Source organism: Streptomyces jeddahensis (genome assembly GCF_001642995.1).
GTDB classification, from domain to species: domain Bacteria; phylum Actinomycetota; class Actinomycetes; order Streptomycetales; family Streptomycetaceae; genus Streptomyces; species Streptomyces jeddahensis.
The window spans coordinates 24,618-39,904 of sequence record NZ_LOHS01000019.1; the positions used below are offsets into that span (position 1 = coordinate 24,618).

The following is a 15,287-nucleotide window of genomic DNA, read 5'->3' on the forward strand; positions in this document are numbered from 1 at the left end:
TGCTCCGGAGGGGCCAGTGATGACTTTGGCAAGTACGGGCAAGACGTTCGAGACGGCCGAGGATACTGAAGGCGACGAGGCGCCCATCGACGTAGAGGCGATCTCCTCGCAGACAAATTCCGTCCTCGGCCTGGAAATGGGCACCACGACCCGCGAGGCGATGGACAGGCAGCTGCCGACCATCGCCGGTCACTTGAATCGGTTGCTCCGCGAGGACTTGGGCGCCGGCTATGACAGCGAGGTGCGGCAGCTCCTACGCGAGGGAACCAGGTTGGTCGACCTCACGAACCGGCGGACCACCCAGACGCCTACCTTCGGTACCTACCTGTATCTCCGCGATGTCGCCCTTCTGACTCGGCGGCTGCTGTGGGTCTATGCCGAGCGGAACGGGCTGGATGCCCCGTGAGCGTCAGGGACGACCAGATCGTTCGGGAACTCTCCCATTACCTCCACGAGCACCCTGCCGACAGGATGGCGCTGCTGCCGGTCTACGACGCGGCCCGCGACCACTCGCAGCGCCGCGCCTGCACCCACGGCCGTCGCTGCCCCGTCGTGGTGACGGGAGCCGTCGTCCTCGACGAGCGCCATCGCGTCCTGTGCCTGCGGCACGAGGGAGGCTATGCCCTCGCGGAAGCGGAGCCAGAGGACGCGGACGACTCCCTCAGCGAGGCGGCCCTGCGCCTGCTGGCAGAGGAAGCCGGCATCCGGGACGTATGGACGCAGCCCGGCGCAGAGGGGCCCTTCCTGGTAGACGTGACCCGGCCGGGGCAGCACACATACGGGCCCCGCCTCAGGGTCGGCATCCGCTACCTCTTCCGGGCCCACTCGGGCGCGGTCTTCCCTTCAATGATCGAAACGGGCGCAGCGGCCTGGGTGCCCCTCACCGAGATAGGCATCCCGTCGGTCCGCAGTCGCCTGGAGCGTCACCTGATCGGAAACCGATGAGCCCTCGCCACGAACAAATCGCCTACGCGGTAAGCCTCCTCGCACTCGGCGGCTCGCTCCTGCTCGGCATATGGAGGGGCTGATGTACGAGCGCAGGATCAAGGAGCCGCCCTCCATACCGCCTCCGCCTCGCGGAACCGTAGGCAGCAACCGGCCACCGAGCGATGTCCGCATCGGTGACTTCATCTACCTCGCCGGCGCGTACCAGCGAGTCCGGGACATGCGCTCGGCCGGCACCGCAGCCCACCGCGTACTGATCTTTGCCGGGCGGGAGCCCTGGATCATGCGAGAAGCCCGGATCACATACCGGCCCATCGACTTCCGCTGACCGCGCCCGGTTCAGGCGTCGCATCGTCACTCTCACCTCACCATGCGAGGAGCTTTGCCATGCGCTTTCGCAAGATCCATGGCGCCGGAAACGACTTCGTCCTGCTGTCCGACTTCGCCCCGGAAGGCGACAAGGAGTGGCCGCGATCAGCACCAGCCCCGCCCTCCTCGAAGTCACCTGCTTCAACGCTGACGGCTCGATCGCCACCATGTGCGGCAATGCCCTGCGGTGCTCCGCCTGGGCCGCTCACCGTGATCACGGCTTCCAGCAGATGAGGCTCCGTATGGCCGGCGTGGAGCACGAGGCGATCGTGTCCGACGACTCCGTGTGGGTCACAGCCGAGGTGGGCGCAGTTCTCCCCCGGCGTTTACAGACCGTCATCAACGGTCGGCCGACTTGGTTCGACAGCGCCCACACCGGCACGGAACACGTCGTGGCCATCGTGGACGACGTAGACGCCATCGACGCAGTCCTGGTCGGGCGCCTCATCCGCCACCACGCCGACCTTGCCCCACTGGGGACGAACGTCAACTTCGTCCAGTCCGCCGGCCACCAGGCGCTGAAGGTCCGCACCTACGAACGCGGCGTCGAGGCGGAAACCCTGTCGTGCGGAAGCGGGGCAGTCGCAGCCGTTGTCGTCGCCACCATGCGCGGACTGGTGGCGCGACGCCCCGTCACAGTCCACAACCGCGCCGGTCAGCCGCTCACCGTCCGGCCGCACGACGACCGGCCGAACCGAACTCACTGGGTCGGCGGCCCGGTCACCAACACCTTCGAAGGAGTACTCGCATGACTCTCTTCCTCAACCCCAGCTCGGACCTCGCGGTGCAGAAGGCCGCCGGGCAGCTTCGAGAGTGGGGGCATGGCCGCCAGGACCTCGGCGTCGCCCTCATCTACGGTCCCGTCTCCGCCGAAGACAGGCTCTACCACTCGAAGTGCCCCATCGAACAGCGCTCTGTCACCGCCCTGGCCGAGGCATTGGAAGAGATCGGCGCCCGCTGGAAGGTACTGAACCCTTGCGAGCCCGACTTCATCATGGAACTGGTCGAGTACGACGTGGTCCTCTCCAACTTGCACGGCCCGTACGGCGAGGACGGCCGGATGCAGGGGCTGCTCGACTACCTGCGCGTTCCCTACTGCGGCAGCGGAGTCGGGGCATCCGCGGTGGCTGCCGACAAGATCCTCTGCAAGCGGGTGATGCTCGCCCTCGGCGTCCCTACGCCCGGCTGGCACGTCTGGGCCGGTGGCCCGGTGACCTGGAACGGGCACCCCTTGATGGTCAAGCCGCCGTTCGGCGGATCCAGCGTGGGCATGAGCCTCGTACGCGATCCGGCGGACCTGCCTGGCGCTCTGGCGGACGCTGCCGGCGACGAGGGCGACGCCGTGCTCGTCGAGGAGTACGTGACGGGCACGCCGATGACGGTGGGGCTGCTGGAGCTGCCGGGCGGCTCAGTGGTCATCTTCCCGCCGCTGGCCACCGAGGCTGCCGAAGCCGACTTCTACGACGCCGACACGAAGCTCGACGAGAACTCCAGGGGCACCGTGACCGTGCGCGCCGCCGAGTTGGAGCTCGATGTGCTGGACAAGATCACCGGGGATGCTCGGACGCTGTGGGAGGGCCTCGGGCTGCGCGGATCAGCGCGCATCGACTTCATCGTCACCGCGGACGGCGAGCCGTACGTGCTGGAGGTCAACAGCACGCCGGGTATGTCCCGTGACAGCAACTTCGTGGTGGGGGCCGCGATGGTCGGGCTCACGCACACGGACGTCGTGTTGGCGATGCTGCACGAGGCGCTGGCCCGCCCGCCATACGATGTTCCCCTGCCCACTCCCGCGTTCGCCGGCACCACACGGGCCCGGGAGGCTGCCGTCTCGCCGTAGGAGCCCGCCGCTGTGCAGCGCGTCCACGATGTCCCCATGTGCCGTCAGCTCATCGACCCTGCCGAGTGGGATCAACACGGAGGATGGGCACTAGGAGACAGGATCGAATGGTCCAACCGGGCCTGTGGCCTCGCATCACTGAGAATGATCCTGCTCGCCTACGGGCGCGGAGCACCCACGGTCACGGAACTCCTGAAACTCGCCGTCAAACATGAGGTTCTGACCCCGCGTGGAGCACTCCACGCGGGGATCGCGAGCCTGGCGACCGACCTCGGAGTCCCCTCGGCCGCAGAACCCGTACCCGTCGAAGACCTTCTCACCCAACTCGACAAAGCACCGGTGATCGTGTCAGTCACCGAGCAGTTCCCCGACGACGGCCGCACGGGCGGCCATCTCGTCATCCTTCGCGGCTACGAGGACGGTCCCGACCCGACGGTCCACTTCCGAGACCCGTCGGCCTGGGGTCAGACGCACGACCGAGTGCCGCTCAGCCGCGTGTCCCGTTCCTACACCGGCCGCGCAATCACCTTCGCGCCCCTGATCAACGGAGAGTCCTGATGACCGAGGCAGACGGCGACACGACCGAGGCCGCAGGCGGCCGGAGGATCGCCGTACTCGGAGAGATGCTGGAACTGGGAGACGAGGCCATCGAAGCGCACCGCGAAGTGGGGCGCATGGTGGCCGAAAACGGCGTCGATCTCGTCGTGGCAGTCGGCGGAGACCTCGCCAAGCAACTAGCCCTCTCCGCAGGCGCTGCGGGCGTTCCGGACATTGCGCTGGTAGGCGACAACGCCACCGCTTCCGCCTACGTCGAATCCATCCTCCGCCCGGGTGACGTCGTCCTCGTCAAGGCATCCCGTGGCGGTCAACTCTGAGCACAGGTCTACCAGCCGGGCGATCTTCTCGGCACGTCACTCACGGTCCAGGCTGTTCCTGCTGGGCAGGAGCAAGGGCAGCTCGCCTTCCTCAACAAGGCAGCCGGAGAGCGCCGGAATGACTTCGTCGCGGAGCTCCGTCGACTCGCGGCGCATCCGGCCCGGTGGGTCCGCCAGCAGGTAATTGACGCCGAAGGCACTGTCGCGGCCATCTACAGCTACGGAGTACGTGACGGCCAGTTGGTCGTGCCGCTGCTCCGGGTACTTGACTGCCACCCCATGCACCAAACGCTGGCCCGTCAGATTCTCTTTCGGTTGCGTGATCACTGCCGCCGCTCGGGCGTTCGCCTGCTGTCTCTCACCGACAGACGCCTCCAACCAGCCGTACGCATCGCAGCCAGCGAGGACGGCTTTCGAGAGCACGACGGGGCGCTGGTCACGCTTGTCCTGGACATCTGCGCGGACGCCCAGACAGTGGACGAGCAGGCACAGTCCACAGCCGCCCTCATCGGTCTTCAGATACCAGCCGTACCAGCCGCCATGCCGTCAGCGGCCGCTGCCGCACTTGAGCGCGCCTGGTGGCCCGCGAAGATCACTGATTCTCAGCTGCCGTGCTTCCTCGTTCCGATCCAACCCATGTGGTCCAGCGATCTCTTCGGCGTCCCTAGCGCGCTCATTCCCCGAGACGATCACCTGGGCATCAGCCGCGAGCACGTCTACTACCGAGCCGCGCGCTCCCGAGGCGAGAAGGTCCCGGCTCGGATCCTCTGGTACGCCAGCTCGGACAAGAACCAGTCCGTTTCCGCTGTGATCGCCTGCTCCCGCTTCGACGCCACCGTGGTCGACACGGGACGCTCCTTGTACAACCGCTTCAGGCACCTGGGAGTGTGGGGGTTGGATGACATCCTGCGCGCGTGCGGTGATCGCGGCCAGGCACGCGCTCTACTGTTTTCCGACACAGAGATCTTCCCTCGACCCGTGGGACTGCACAAAGTGCAGTCGCTGGCCGCGCAGCGCCAACACCCGCTCGGCGTGCAGTCGGTCTTCGAGATCACTCCCGACCTGTTCAGCGCCATCTATCAGGAAGGCCAGCCAGCCCAGTGAACGAGCATGAACGCTCACTCCTGATGTCCCTCCATCCCCGCTACGCCTCGGCCATCCTGGACGGCAGAAAGTCCGTCGAACTCCGCCGCCAACGCGTCGCCGTGCCGCCGGGAACGAAGGTCATCCTGTACGCCACATCCCCCGTGATGGCCTTGGTGGGCACCGCAACCGTCACTGCCGTGCAGGTCGGCACACCGTCCGTGATCTGGAAGGCACACAAGGAACATGGCGCTATCAGCCGCCGTGACTACCTCGCCTACATGGAAGGCGCGGAACAGGCGTCAGCTCTGCTCCTTGATGCCGCCAGGCCCTTCTCCGATCCAATTCCGCTGGCCCACCTCCGTACTGGAGGCTCGTTCCACCCGCCCCAGAGCTACCGCTACGTCGACCCCGACACGCTGCGGGACTGGGTTCAGGGACACCCGACAGCGGAAGAAGTACTTCGAGAAACCAGCCCCCGGCCAGCAGCCAGTGAAGCCAAACGCTCAGGGGAGAAGCAGGCACAACGAGGTACGAGTTCACCCCTCGGCGGCAATATGGTTCTCGCACAGCATGTAGCGGCCTAGGGTTGGCTGAGCCCTCAGGCGGCACAAGGCCCGGTAGGCCCTGCCCCGTCACGGGTTGAGCGTCACCGCTGGGAGCCATCTGGGAGCCAACCTGCTCCCCGAGCCCCTTCCACACCAACCGAGACCGTCCCGGCCCAATGCCCTGACCAGGCAAAACCACGAAACCACCCAGTGTCGATCTTGATCGAACCTCATTCGGGACGAAGAGGTCGTGGGGTCAAATCCCGCCACCCCGACGGTGTAGTACCAGGTCAGGGGCCTGATCCATCAAGTGGATCAGGCCCCTGACGGGTTTCTGGAGATCGTTTGGGAGAAATCTGGGAGAAGATCTTGGTCGGGTTCTCCCAGGCGAGTCGGCCAGTCCCGTGCCAGGTCCGCCGGATCCGGGCGTCTCACTGCTGCACGTCCGCAAATCCTTGAGGCCGCAGGCCATGTGCCCGTGCGCTTCGCTCGTGGCACTTCCTGTACCGCGACTGTGCACACCCGTATTCGCCGGGGGCGCGCACGTCGATGACCGTCAGCTCGTGCGGGCGGGCGTTGGCCTGATCGGCGCTGAGCGCGGTGGTGGTGGAGCGACGGGGATTTTCCTTTGCCCGGTCAAGGTTACCCCTTCGGTAGGATACCCAAGGGGGTATCTCGAAGGAGCATGGGTTGTGGAACTGGCGATGGCGGCTGAGGAACTGAAGACGGTGGTCAACCGGCTGCGCCGGGCGCAGGGTCAGATCGCCGGTGTGATCAAGATGATTGAGGAGGGGCGGGACTGCGAGGACGTCGTCACCCAGCTCGCCGCGGCGTCCAGGGCTCTGGACAAGGCCGGTTTCGCGATCATCGCCACGGGGCTGCAGCACTGCCTGACCGATGCGGACATGGCTGCTTCCGGCGACCGGGAGCAGATGCGTACTCGGCTGGAGAAGCTGTTCCTTTCTCTGGCCTGAGCTGTGGTGCCGCGACGCCGGATCACCCGCCCGCTTCGGACCGGTTGGCCACATGGCCTGGCTACAAAAGGAGAGGGATCCGGAGCCGGGTCCCTCCCCTTTGTGGTGTGGTTCAGCGGTTGCGCAGTGCGGCCAGCGTGTTGTCGAGGTCGGCGGCGCGGGGGCGGTTGTGGGGGAGCTTGGCGAGCATGGCGGCCATGCCGCAGGTGTTGGTCACAGCGGAGAAGACCAGACCGCCCGCGATGCCGACGGAGATGAGCTGGAAGGCGGGGTGGACGACGAGCCCGAGCAGCAGGCCGAGCAGCACGATCACTCCTGCGGTGAGCCTTACCTGCCGCTCCATTCCCCAGGTGGCACGGGGGGCGCCCTGGGGGCGGTGGAGTTCGTGGCCGTCGGCCGCCCAAGCGCCGGTGCCTCCCGACAGTGTGGCGGCGGTGACGCCGTTCTCCGCGAGGATCTTGCAGGCGTTCTCGGAGCGGGCGCCCGAGGCGCAGACGACCAGGACGTCGCCGCGGTCGGTGGCGTGACGGATGTCGGGCACCGCGCGCCGGATCTGGTCGAGGGGGATGTTGAGCGCGCCGGGGAGATGGCCGCCGGCGTATTCGCCCGGAGTGCGCACGTCGATGATGGTCAGTTCGTGCAGGCTGGCGCGCGCCTCGTCGGTGGCGAGGGCCGTGGGTGTGGTCATGGCAGACGTCATCCTTGTGTGTCGGAGTGTGCTGAGCTTGATCTGACGGGAGCCGGACTGAAGGCGGTCCTGAGATGCGCGGTGGGGCTGGAGAAGCTCTCCTGGTCCCTGGTCTGAGCCGGCGGCGGCCCTCGTGTTCAGACGATCACGTCAACGAGCATGAAGGCCGCCACTGCCAGCAGGACGCCGGCGAAGATCTTCTGAAGGGTGGTGCCGGAGATCTTCGTCGCGAGGCGTTTTCCGTCCCAGGCGCCGAGGATCGCGGCTCCGGTGAAGGGGCCGATGATCTCCCAGAGGAGCCCGCCGCTGGTGCCGGTGCGAGCGGCGAGCGCGGCGAGTGAGTTCACTGTGATGACGAGCAGGCTGGTGCCCACCGCCCGGCGCATGGCCAGTCCCAGGACGCTCACCAGGGCGGGCACGGCGAGGAATCCCCCGCCGACCCCCAGAAAGCCCGTCACGGCGCCGAGTCCGGCACCGGCGCCGGCCGCCTTGCCGGGACGGATTCGGTCCGGCGGCTCGGACGTGGACGGACGCAGCATGCGCAGGGCCGCCAGCGCGGCGATGACCGCGAACGCCGCTGTCAGCACCGATTCGGGCAGGCGCCCGGCGACAGCGCCGGCGAGGAAGGCGGGGACGATGCCCGCCGCGGCGAACAACGCCCCTGTCTTCCATGCCACGTTCCCGCCGCGGGTGTGGGCGTACAGGGCGGTGGCGGAGGTGGCGGTGACGATGATCAGGCTGGCGGTGGTGGCGGCGGCCGGAGTGAAGCCGAGCAGATAGATGAGTGCCGGTACGGCAAGGACGCTGCCGCCACCGCCGAGGGCTCCGAGGGCGAGACCGACGACGGCCCCGGCGATGAGGGCGAGAACAAGTACGGTCACGCTATCTGGCCGCTGTTCCCGCGTTCGTCGACGACGGGGTGTCCGGCGGCGGCCCACGCGTTCATGCCGCCCTCGACGTCCACCGTGTGCGCTCCGCGTTCGGTGAGGAGCTTCGCGGCCTGCTGGGAGCGGTGTCCACTGCGGCAGATCACCACCAGCGGACGGCCCTGCGCCTCGGCGGGCAGGGTGGCGCCGGCGACCAGTTTCGTCAGCGGTACGTGGACGGCGCCCGGGGCGTGGCCCGAGTTCCACTCGGGCTTCTCGCGGACGTCCAGCAGGACGGCGTCAGGCCGGTCGCCGCTGGTACGGCTGTGTGCCTCGTCGACCGTGACACGGGGCCCGTTTCGGCGAAAGAGGAACATCACACGCTTCCTTCCTTGCGGGGGAACGGCCGAACTCAGGCGGAGGCCAGGGGCAGCCCGGCATCCGTTGCGGCGTCGAAGCCGTCGTCGACGGCGACCACCATGCGGCCGGCGGCATCGAGCAGGGAGGCGGCGATCGCCGCACGCATCCCGCCCGCGCAGTGCACCCACACCGTCCCGTCCGGCACGTCTCCGATACGGCCGTGCAGCTCGTGGATCGGGATGTGGACCGAGCCGTCGATGTAGCCGCCTACGCGCTCCGAGTCCCGGCGCACATCCAGGACGACCACCTCGTCGCCGCGCTCGCGCACCTGGGCAAGGTCGGCGAAGCGGGCACGCGGGAAAGAAGCGAGCCGCTCGCCCTCATGGACCCAGCCGGCCGGGTCGCCGGTGGCGGCGGCGGCAGGGCGGTCGACGCCTACCCGCGCGAGTTCCCGCTGCGCGGCGCCGATTTGCTCCGGGGTGTCGGCGAGCAGGGTGACGGGCTTGCCCCAGGGGATCAGCCAGGCCAGGTAGGTGGCGAGCTTGCCCTCGCCCTCGAAGTTGAACGAGCCGGCCACGTGCCCCTCGGCGAAGGCCATGCGGCTGCGCAGGTCCACCACCCACTCACCGGCGGCCAGCCGGGAGGAGATTGCGCCTGCATCCGCACGCCTCGGCGGGGTGAGGTCGACGGGGGCGGGGCCGGCGGCGTTGGCCGGGCCCATGTGCGCGTAGTAGGCGGGCACGTCCTCCAGTCCGGCGAGCATCCGCTGAACGAAGGTGTCCACGTCCAGGGTGAGCGCGTCGTTGCTGGTGCGCTCCTTGCCGATCGTGGTCGCGTCCCCCTCGGCCTGGGCGGAGGAGCAGAAGCTGCCGAACCCGTGGGTGGGCAGCACGGGCACCTCGTCGTCCAGCTCGGCGGCCAGGCGGTGGGCGGAGGCGTGCTGGGCCCGGGCCAGCTGCTCTGTCAGCCGAGGCTCCACCAGGTCGGGGCGGCCCACCGTGCCGATCAGCAGCGATCCGCCGGTGAACGCCGCCACGCCGCGCCCATCGTGTTCCAGGACGTAGGAGGTGTGGTGCGGGGTGTGCCCGGGCGTGGCGATCGCACGCAGGACCAGACCCGCGTCCACGTCTACGGTGTCGCCGTCGGCGACGGGGGTGCGGTCGAAGGACACGTGCGCCGCGGCCGGCACCAGATAGGAGGCGCCGGTGACGCGGGCCAGCTCCAGGCCGCCTGTGACGTAGTCGTTGTGCACGTGGGTCTCGGCCACGTACGCGATGCGCACCCCGCGCCTGGCGGCGGCGGCGATCACCTGGTCGATGTCGCGCGGCGGATCGATGACCACCGCGGAAGCGGCCCCGCCGGCCAGGTAGCTGCGGTTGCCCAGACCCTCGAACTCAAAGGTGTCGACGAAGAACACGACTGCGGCTCCTCCACAAGAACGGTGTACCCCCGGGGGTATTCGGTGCCTACCTTAACAGAGGTACCCCGGGGGGTATTCCTGTGGTCCTGGGAGTCCCCCATATCCCCGGGTGCGGCATTGCGTCCGCTGCGCCGGGTACCCGGCGGGGTATCAAGGAACCGGGTTTTCCGCCTCACCGAAGGAGCAGCGCACCATGTCCTACGACCGCACCGTCCGCCTGGCCGTCACCGACTTCGACGCCGCCACCGCCGCCGTCCGCCAAGCCCTGGCCGACCAGGGGTTCGGCAGCCTCACCGAGATCGACGTCCAGGCCACGCTCAAGGCCAAGCTAGGCCACGACATGGAGGACTACCTGATCCTTGGCGCCTGCAACCCGCCGCTCGCCCACCAGGCCCTGGAGGCCGACCGCTCCATCGGCCTGCTCCTGCCCTGCAACGTCGTCGTCCGCCGCGACGGCGACCACACGCTCGTCCAGGCCCTCGACCCGGACACCATGGTCACCCTCACCGGCCTGGACGTCCTCAAGCCCGTCGCCGACGAAGCCACCGTCCGACTCGACGCCGCGCTCAGCGCCCTGGCCGCCACCTGACCTCTCCCCGGTTCGGCATCTGACCGACCCCGGCACGCGGTGCCGCAGTCTTATCTCCCGGCCGGTGCCGCTTGGCCCTGCTGCGGACTGCGTGGACCAGGCACGGCCGCGGCGGTCATGTCCAGGTGCAGCCGGCTGTTCATGTCCAGCTCGAACCGGCCGTAGGGGTTCACGTGCGTCCACAACAGCGGTGACAAGTCCCGCCAGCCCGCGTCGGTGAGCATGCCGGCCCACTTCGGATCAGCGAGGACCTGCTGCATCAGCAGCGCGTGACGTGCACGAGGACGGACTGGAGCAGGTGCAGGGGAGCATGGACACCTCCTGGGACTCCTTGTCCGCCCCGGCCAGGTCGCCGTCCTTGCCATAGAAGAGGTCCTTGTTCGCGCTGTTCCCGTTCTCCACCACCTGCAAGCCCTCGTGGATCTCCTGGCGCAGCTCGGCGTCGGCGAGGTAATCGCGGACGAACGCCGTGCGCCGACCGCCCGACTTCCTCGATCGCCTGGTGGGTGGGGTGCTTCGGCCCGCCGCGGGTGAAGCGGCGCAGGACCTGCTTGCCTCGGCGGTGCCCAGCCACAGCGCGGTGGTGTACTTCACGATCTGGTCGTACTGCTGGCGGATCAGGTCCCAGTCGATCGTCCAGCCGACCCCGCGACAGCTCCACCGGACACAGCTCGGTCGCCAGCCACGCGGCTAGCCAGTTCTAGTCCTCCTCGGTGTTCGCCCGGAACCCGTACGCCGCCCGGATCTCGCCCCGGTGCCGCTGGATTGCCTTGCTCTGCCAGTCGTACTCCGCCCACGCCCCGGCCGGGACCTGCACCTGCTGGGCCACGTACTCCACCGCGACGGACGGCACCTCTCTGACCGACTCCGGGAACCGGGCCTCCGCCTCGAAGAACTTCAGCAACAGTGCGAACCCGGGCCGGGTCGCTCCGGACTTGTTCCCCACCCGCTTCATGCCATCTTCCAGCAGCGTCCAGACCTCGATCAGGCCCTCCGGCTCCCAGTCCTACCGCACCCCGTCCCCCCTCTATCCCGACCGAGATCACTCGATCAGCTCGACGAGGCGCCCAGCCAGGAGAAACGAGGAGCAGGCAATCACCCAGCGCTATATGTCCGTTCGCCGCAGCGATACGAGAACAGGGCCTTCAACGGCGCGATCATCCAGATCGACACAGAGTCCTACCGCCTCGCCCGCACCAAGGCCCAGGCCCAGCAGGCCGTCGCAAGCTGACCGCATCCGCGTCAGCAGTGGTCCAGCCGCTGTCAAGACCCGCTCGGCCCCGTCCGAGGCTCGAGGAGAGCGAGGGAGAACTCAAACGCCCGATCGGCCCGCGCGCGGTCTCCCGAGACGAGAAGGTCGAGCTGAAGTCCCCGTATCTGAGCCAGGAGGAGGGTGGCCAGGGCTGACGCGTCCTCGGGCTGCCACCCGTCCTGCCTGAGCCACCCGGAGATGAAATCGACGTCGTCCAGCATCGGCTGCGTCAGCTCCCCGCCGTCCTCGGACTGCCACCCCTTGCCGGCGACGATTTCGAACATGAGCAGGAACTGCCGCTGCGCCTTCGGCTCGCACAGCCGTCGCCAGGTGATCCTCAGCAGTTGCGCCGTCGACCCGGCTTCCTGGAGTTCACTGTCGGCGGTCACCTGAGCGAAGAGATCGGTGCGGATCTTCTCCACTACGCACTTGATCAGCTCATCCTTCGACGAGAAGTGGCGCAGCAGCGTCGCATGGGTCACCCCCAGCGCCTGGGCCACCGGACGCAGCGACAGGCCGGCGATGCCGTGATCGAGCACGTACTCGGTGGCCGCGGCCAGCAGCTCCGGCCGCCGGTGCTGAAACCGGAGGGTCCGCCCGTCGACGCGCTCGGAACTCATCAGCTGTCGTCCTCACTCCGGATGCCTGGTTTCAATTAAGCGTACCACTCGGTTGTCCTAACCGCGTGGTACTGCTACTTTCTCTCACGCCGAAACCGGAAGCCTCCGCATCGGCCGAGACTCACGAGTACCCTCCCGCACCCGGCCCCGGCCGACGCCGCACCGGCCATCTGAACGGAACAGCATGAGTAAATGGACAGCAGTCGACATCCCCGATCAGACCGGCCGCACTTTCGTGGTCACCGGCGCGAACAGCGGCCTTGGCCTGGAGACCGCGCGTCGGCTGGCCGAGCACGGCGCGCATGTGATCATGACGGTGCGTGACCCGGAGAAGGGCCGGGCGGCCGCCGCAGGCCTGCCCGGATCGGTGGAGGTCCGCACCCTGGACCTGGCGGACCTGGAGTCGGTCTCCCGGTTCGCCGCTGGAGTGGAGCACGCCGACGTACTCGTCAACAACGCGGGCGTCATGATGACGCCGAAGCGGACCACCGCGCAGGGGTTCGAGCTCCAGTTCGGCACCAACCACCTGGGGCACTTCGCGCTGACCGCTCTGCTGTACCCCGTGCTGCGCGCCGGGTCGGCGCCCCGGATCGTCACCATCAGCTCCACCCTCCACCGGCGGGGGCGGATCGACTTCGACGACCTGCAATCCGCGCGCTCCTACTCCCCGTCCGCCGCCTACTCCCAGTCCAAGTTCGCCAACGTCCTGTTCGGCCTGGAGCTGGACCGGCGGCTGCGCGCGGCCGGCAGCCCCGCGATCACCGTGCTCGCTCACCCCGGCTACACCGCCACCAACCTGCAGACCTCCGGCCCGACCGGCCTGCTCAACCTGGGCGGCCGGATCGGCAACCTCCTGAGGGCCCAGCACGTCACCATGGGAGCCCTCAACCAGCTCTACGCCGCAACCGCCCCCGCCGTCCAGGGCGGCGAGTTCTACGGCCCCGACGGCCGGGGCGAGAACCGTGGCCACCCCAAGCTCGTCAAGCCTGTCCCGTCGGCGACCGACACCGATGCCGCCCGCCGCTTGTGGGAGGTCTCAGAGAAACTGACTGGCTTCTCCTTCGCCCCCTGAGAAGTGACCGGCGCACGCAGTCAGGTCCCTCCGGAGACGACGACCGCCGCACCGAGTCCCTCACGCCTCCCGTACCAACCACCGCTTCCGTGCCGCCCCTTGGTTTCCCTGACGGGCAATGCCGCCCCCAGACTCCTCATGGCACAGTGATCAGCGGAAGGGCGATGTGGCACCGCTTCTGGCAGATGACCGACTTCACGGTCTCCCGTCCACGATCAGCGTGAGCGCCTTCGCTGCCCGAGTGGAGTCCACCGTGGCCACGGCCCTGAAGTGCTCTCCGGCCAGATCAGCACGTTGCCTGGCGAGGCGACAACCTCCCCGACAACCCGGCACAGGTCCTCGACCGGCTCTGTGGCGCGGCCTGATTTCTTCCATCCTCAACGCAGATCGGATAATTGATGAACATTGTGCTCTGGGTCCTGCAGGGAACGCTGGCCGCCGTTTTCCTCGCCGCGGGCCTGCCGAAGATCGCCAAGCCGAGAGAGGAACTCGTCGCCCCCATGGGCGAATGGGTCAACTCCTTCCCCGCCCCGGGAATCAAGCTCCTCGGTCTGGTCGAGGTTCTCGGCGCCGTCGGCCTGGTCGTTCCGCCGCTCGCCGGAGTCGCCCCGGTCCTGAGCCCGGTCGCGGCCGTCGGCATCATCGTGATCATGGTCGGTGCCATCGTGGCCCACGCGCGAGAATCGGCGGGGTCCAAGATCGCCATGAACATCGTCCTGGGTGTGCTCGCGGCCGTCGTGGTGTGGGGACGCTTCGGGCCGTACGCGTTCTGAACGGAAGTAAGGTCGCCGTCCACCAGCGGGCGACTCTGCTTTCCGAACGCCCGCTCAACGTCGCGCTGCTCGTACTCGACCCCGAGACGACCGCCGGACTTGGGGCGACCAATCGCGACATCCTGACCCGCGTGGCCGACCAAGTCGCGGCGGCCAACGCCCGGCTGGCGCGGGTGGAACAGACACGGCAGCTGTAAGTCTTGATCCACGGGCTTCGGTCACGTGGCCGCCGCAGCGGTGATGTTGTTCCACCGGCGGTGGGCCTCGGTGGCCTGGTGCTGGTGATGGCGGCGCCAGGCGGACCAGTGCAGGATGTGGTCCCGGTCGCGTCGGGGTTGCGGAACTGCGGTGATCCGCAGGATGGCCAGGAGTTCGCGGCCGCTGGCCGGGGCGAGTTCCAGGCCGTGTCCGGCTCCGTCGGCGGTGCGGGTGCGGGCGTGGGTGACGGCGAGGACGGCGGCGGCGAACAGGCTGATCAGGCTCCAGCGCATCCAGGAGGTCCAGCAGGTCACCTGGCCCTGGTCGAGTCCGGCCAGGCCCTTCGCCCCTTGAGGCGGTCGACGTCGGCGGGTGTGTTGTACAACCTTCGAGGCGTGCGCGGCGGCACTCGACTGGCTCGCTGGCGCGCTTCCCGGCGAGCCGGTGGTGCTCGCCACCCAGAGCGCCAATGTCGCCTCGATGCGTCTCGCGGCGAAGCTGGGGTTCACCGAGGTAGAGCGGTTCGAGGCATGGGGCGCCGAGCAGTGGCTCGGCATGTGGTCCCCGGTCACGCCGTCCAGTTGAGTCCCGGGCCGTCTCGGGGCCGTCAGAGGGCACTCAACGACGACCAACGCTGACAACCAACGACAGCTAAGCCGCAGGTCACAGCGTTGATCGATTACGAGGCCGCAGGCCAGAGCCCCGACCCTTCACTTCTTCGGATACTGATCGCGCTTCACAGGGATTGACTCACCCATTGAGACTCCACCGACCGCAGTTCGTCGTCTGCCGCTGGGCCCTGCCGAGCCCGAGGG

23 protein-coding genes and 2 pseudogenes are annotated in these 15,287 nt (G+C 68.3%); 15 read left to right on the forward strand and 10 right to left on the reverse strand.

The features are described from left to right. Nucleotides 1–19: 19 nt before the first annotated feature. From STSP_RS01230 to STSP_RS01260, 7 genes are all read left to right on the forward strand, one after another. On the forward strand, nt 20–406 hold the full coding sequence (locus tag STSP_RS01230) for a hypothetical protein (protein ID WP_232789478.1): 387 nt from the start codon (nt 20–22) through the stop codon (nt 404–406). Continuing rightward, nucleotides 403–945 (forward strand): NUDIX domain-containing protein, encoded by a 543-nt coding sequence (locus STSP_RS01235; RefSeq protein WP_067270818.1) that lies wholly within the window; start codon nt 403–405, stop codon nt 943–945. Before STSP_RS01230 ends, STSP_RS01235 begins: the two co-directional genes overlap by 4 nt. 82 nt (nt 946–1,027) lie before the next feature. Beyond that, nucleotides 1,028–1,273 carry a hypothetical protein gene (locus STSP_RS01240; RefSeq protein WP_067270819.1) on the forward strand — a complete coding sequence of 82 codons (246 nt, stop codon included), beginning with the start codon at nt 1,028–1,030 and terminating at the stop codon, nt 1,271–1,273. Between the two features lie 136 nt (nt 1,274–1,409). Further along, nucleotides 1,410–2,066: a diaminopimelate epimerase gene (gene dapF / locus STSP_RS01245; protein ID WP_232789479.1), complete on the forward strand. Its 657-nt coding sequence runs from the start codon at nt 1,410–1,412 to the stop codon at nt 2,064–2,066. Further along, on the forward strand, nt 2,063–3,154 hold the full coding sequence (locus STSP_RS01250; protein WP_067270822.1) for a D-alanine--D-alanine ligase family protein: 1,092 nt from the start codon (nt 2,063–2,065) through the stop codon (nt 3,152–3,154). The genes dapF and STSP_RS01250 overlap by 4 nt, the downstream gene beginning before the upstream one ends. A 36-nt stretch (nt 3,155–3,190) precedes the next feature. After that, on the forward strand, nt 3,191–3,712 hold the full coding sequence (locus tag STSP_RS01255; RefSeq protein ID WP_067270862.1) for a C39 family peptidase: 522 nt from the start codon (nt 3,191–3,193) through the stop codon (nt 3,710–3,712). After that, nucleotides 3,712–4,029, forward strand: coding sequence for a glutamate ligase domain-containing protein (locus tag STSP_RS01260; RefSeq protein WP_067270825.1), 318 nt, complete (start codon nt 3,712–3,714; stop codon nt 4,027–4,029). The genes STSP_RS01255 and STSP_RS01260 overlap by 1 nt, the downstream gene beginning before the upstream one ends. 36 nt (nt 4,030–4,065) lie before the next feature. Here the strand turns inward: STSP_RS01260 and STSP_RS01265 are convergent, their stop codons facing one another. After that, complete coding sequence (locus STSP_RS01265) at nt 4,066–4,305, reverse strand: hypothetical protein (RefSeq protein WP_157902760.1); 240 nt, start codon at nt 4,303–4,305, stop codon at nt 4,066–4,068. 3 nt (nt 4,306–4,308) lie between these two features. On the opposite strand from STSP_RS01265, the gene STSP_RS01270 reads away from it, so the two are divergent. The 3 genes from STSP_RS01270 (at nt 4,309) to STSP_RS01280 (ending at nt 6,634) form a co-directional block, all read left to right on the forward strand. Further along, complete coding sequence (locus STSP_RS01270; protein ID WP_067270829.1) at nt 4,309–5,133, forward strand: hypothetical protein; 825 nt, start codon at nt 4,309–4,311, stop codon at nt 5,131–5,133. Then, nucleotides 5,130–5,699, forward strand: coding sequence for an ASCH domain-containing protein (locus STSP_RS36475; RefSeq protein WP_078066796.1), 570 nt, complete (start codon nt 5,130–5,132; stop codon nt 5,697–5,699). Before STSP_RS01270 ends, STSP_RS36475 begins: the two co-directional genes overlap by 4 nt. 653 nt (nt 5,700–6,352) lie before the next feature. Next, complete coding sequence (locus tag STSP_RS01280; RefSeq protein WP_010358257.1) at nt 6,353–6,634, forward strand: metal-sensitive transcriptional regulator; 282 nt, start codon at nt 6,353–6,355, stop codon at nt 6,632–6,634. Nucleotides 6,635–6,746: 112 nt separating this feature from the next. Here the strand turns inward: STSP_RS01280 and STSP_RS01285 are convergent, their stop codons facing one another. The 4 genes from STSP_RS01285 to STSP_RS01300 form a co-directional block, all read right to left on the reverse strand. Then, on the reverse strand, nt 6,747–7,322 hold the full coding sequence (locus STSP_RS01285; protein ID WP_067270833.1) for a rhodanese-like domain-containing protein: 576 nt from the start codon (nt 7,320–7,322) through the stop codon (nt 6,747–6,749). A gap of 137 nt (nt 7,323–7,459) precedes the next feature. Continuing rightward, entirely contained in the window at nt 7,460–8,203 is a 744-nt protein-coding gene (locus STSP_RS01290; RefSeq protein WP_067270836.1) for a sulfite exporter TauE/SafE family protein, read from the reverse strand. Beyond that, complete coding sequence (locus STSP_RS01295; RefSeq protein ID WP_067270839.1) at nt 8,200–8,565, reverse strand: rhodanese-like domain-containing protein; 366 nt, start codon at nt 8,563–8,565, stop codon at nt 8,200–8,202. The genes STSP_RS01290 and STSP_RS01295 overlap by 4 nt, the downstream gene beginning before the upstream one ends. A 35-nt stretch (nt 8,566–8,600) precedes the next feature. Continuing rightward, a complete protein-coding gene (locus STSP_RS01300; protein WP_067270841.1) occupies nt 8,601–9,965 on the reverse strand; it encodes an MBL fold metallo-hydrolase in 1,365 nt (454 codons plus the stop codon). Between the two features lie 196 nt (nt 9,966–10,161). Between STSP_RS01300 and STSP_RS01305 the strand changes: the two genes are divergently transcribed. Then, the gene (locus STSP_RS01305) at nt 10,162–10,557 is read left to right on the forward strand and encodes a DUF302 domain-containing protein (protein ID WP_067270843.1); all 396 of its coding nucleotides are present in this window, start codon (nt 10,162–10,164) and stop codon (nt 10,555–10,557) included. Between the two features lie 50 nt (nt 10,558–10,607). Here the strand turns inward: STSP_RS01305 and STSP_RS38080 are convergent, their stop codons facing one another. From STSP_RS38080 to STSP_RS01320, 4 genes are all read right to left on the reverse strand, one after another. Then, nucleotides 10,608–10,817, reverse strand: coding sequence for a Tn3 family transposase (locus STSP_RS38080; RefSeq protein WP_107441158.1), 210 nt, complete (start codon nt 10,815–10,817; stop codon nt 10,608–10,610). Then, nucleotides 10,798–11,151 (reverse strand): transposase, encoded by a 354-nt coding sequence (locus tag STSP_RS38085; protein WP_232789480.1) that lies wholly within the window; start codon nt 11,149–11,151, stop codon nt 10,798–10,800. The genes STSP_RS38080 and STSP_RS38085 overlap by 20 nt, the downstream gene beginning before the upstream one ends. A 106-nt stretch (nt 11,152–11,257) precedes the next feature. Then, nucleotides 11,258–11,545 (reverse strand): DUF4158 domain-containing protein, encoded by a 288-nt coding sequence (locus tag STSP_RS01315; protein ID WP_332835343.1) that lies wholly within the window; start codon nt 11,543–11,545, stop codon nt 11,258–11,260. Between the two features lie 275 nt (nt 11,546–11,820). Continuing rightward, nucleotides 11,821–12,429, reverse strand: coding sequence for a TetR/AcrR family transcriptional regulator (locus tag STSP_RS01320; RefSeq protein ID WP_067270847.1), 609 nt, complete (start codon nt 12,427–12,429; stop codon nt 11,821–11,823). A gap of 184 nt (nt 12,430–12,613) precedes the next feature. Between STSP_RS01320 and STSP_RS01325 the strand changes: the two genes are divergently transcribed. The 3 genes from STSP_RS01325 to STSP_RS01335 all read left to right on the forward strand — a co-directional run bounded on the left by STSP_RS01325 (nt 12,614) and on the right by STSP_RS01335 (nt 14,471). After that, nucleotides 12,614–13,501 carry an oxidoreductase gene (locus STSP_RS01325; protein WP_067270848.1) on the forward strand — a complete coding sequence of 296 codons (888 nt, stop codon included), beginning with the start codon at nt 12,614–12,616 and terminating at the stop codon, nt 13,499–13,501. A gap of 398 nt (nt 13,502–13,899) precedes the next feature. Continuing rightward, nucleotides 13,900–14,274: a DoxX family protein gene (locus STSP_RS01330; RefSeq protein WP_067270851.1), complete on the forward strand. Its 375-nt coding sequence runs from the start codon at nt 13,900–13,902 to the stop codon at nt 14,272–14,274. Next, nucleotides 14,244–14,471: a hypothetical protein gene (locus tag STSP_RS01335; RefSeq protein WP_067270853.1), complete on the forward strand. Its 228-nt coding sequence runs from the start codon at nt 14,244–14,246 to the stop codon at nt 14,469–14,471. The genes STSP_RS01330 and STSP_RS01335 overlap by 31 nt, the downstream gene beginning before the upstream one ends. Nucleotides 14,472–14,492: 21 nt before the next feature. Here STSP_RS01335 and STSP_RS01340 read toward each other — a convergent pair. Next, nucleotides 14,493–14,825: pseudogene (locus STSP_RS01340) on the reverse strand (IS701 family transposase); the annotation flags it as partial. 37 nt (nt 14,826–14,862) lie between these two features. Between STSP_RS01340 and STSP_RS01345 the strand changes: the two are divergent. Continuing rightward, nucleotides 14,863–15,057 (forward strand): annotated as a pseudogene (locus tag STSP_RS01345) (GNAT family N-acetyltransferase); the annotation flags it as partial. Nucleotides 15,058–15,287: the final 230 nt, after the last annotated feature.

What these genes read in the sequence shown, in the direction of transcription:
- STSP_RS01330 (WP_067270851.1), top strand. Translation starts at nt 13,900, where the DNA reads ATGAACATTGTGCTCTGGGTCCTGCAGGGAACGCTGGCCGCCGTTTTC.
- STSP_RS01230 (WP_232789478.1), top strand. Translation starts at nt 20, where the DNA reads ATGACTTTGGCAAGTACGGGCAAGACGTTCGAGACGGCCGAGGATACT.
- STSP_RS01240 (WP_067270819.1), top strand. Translation starts at nt 1,028, where the DNA reads ATGTACGAGCGCAGGATCAAGGAGCCGCCCTCCATACCGCCTCCGCCT.
- STSP_RS01260 (WP_067270825.1), top strand. Translation starts at nt 3,712, where the DNA reads ATGACCGAGGCAGACGGCGACACGACCGAGGCCGCAGGCGGCCGGAGG.
- STSP_RS01285 (WP_067270833.1), bottom strand. Translation starts at nt 7,322, where the DNA reads ATGACCACACCCACGGCCCTCGCCACCGACGAGGCGCGCGCCAGCCTG.
- STSP_RS01325 (WP_067270848.1), top strand. Translation starts at nt 12,614, where the DNA reads ATGAGTAAATGGACAGCAGTCGACATCCCCGATCAGACCGGCCGCACT.
- STSP_RS01250 (WP_067270822.1), top strand. Translation starts at nt 2,063, where the DNA reads ATGACTCTCTTCCTCAACCCCAGCTCGGACCTCGCGGTGCAGAAGGCC.
- STSP_RS01295 (WP_067270839.1), bottom strand. Translation starts at nt 8,565, where the DNA reads ATGTTCCTCTTTCGCCGAAACGGGCCCCGTGTCACGGTCGACGAGGCA.
- STSP_RS01270 (WP_067270829.1), top strand. Translation starts at nt 4,309, where the DNA reads ATGCACCAAACGCTGGCCCGTCAGATTCTCTTTCGGTTGCGTGATCAC.
- STSP_RS01320 (WP_067270847.1), bottom strand. Translation starts at nt 12,429, where the DNA reads ATGAGTTCCGAGCGCGTCGACGGGCGGACCCTCCGGTTTCAGCACCGG.
- STSP_RS38080 (WP_107441158.1), bottom strand. Translation starts at nt 10,817, where the DNA reads ATGCAGCAGGTCCTCGCTGATCCGAAGTGGGCCGGCATGCTCACCGAC.
- STSP_RS01255 (WP_067270862.1), top strand. Translation starts at nt 3,191, where the DNA reads ATGTGCCGTCAGCTCATCGACCCTGCCGAGTGGGATCAACACGGAGGA.
- STSP_RS01305 (WP_067270843.1), top strand. Translation starts at nt 10,162, where the DNA reads ATGTCCTACGACCGCACCGTCCGCCTGGCCGTCACCGACTTCGACGCC.